The sequence below is a fragment of the Duganella violaceipulchra genome (assembly GCF_019166075.1).
GTDB classification, from domain to species: domain Bacteria; phylum Pseudomonadota; class Gammaproteobacteria; order Burkholderiales; family Burkholderiaceae_D; genus Rugamonas; species Rugamonas violaceipulchra.
The window spans coordinates 1-255 of sequence record NZ_JAHTGR010000209.1; the positions used below are offsets into that span (position 1 = coordinate 1).

A 255-nucleotide genomic window follows, 5' to 3' on the forward strand; every position below is an offset into this window, starting at 1 on the left:
AGAGATTGGGGAGTGCTCGAAAGAGAACCAGTACACAGGTGCTGCATGGCTGTCGTCAGCTCGTGTCGTGAGATGTTGGGTTAAGTCCCGCAACGAGCGCAACCCTTGTCATTAGTTGCTACGAAAGGGCACTCTAATGAGACTGCCGGTGACAAACCGGAGGAAGGTGGGGATGACGTCAAGTCCTCATGGCCCTTATGGGTAGGGCTTCACACGTCATACAATGGTACATACAGAGGGCCGCCAACCCGCGAG

The 255-nt window shown here is 54.9% G+C and carries 1 rRNA gene; it reads left to right on the forward strand.

The annotated features are described in order from the left end of the window. Positions 1 to 255 (forward strand): 16S ribosomal RNA (locus KVP70_RS33725); the annotation flags it as partial.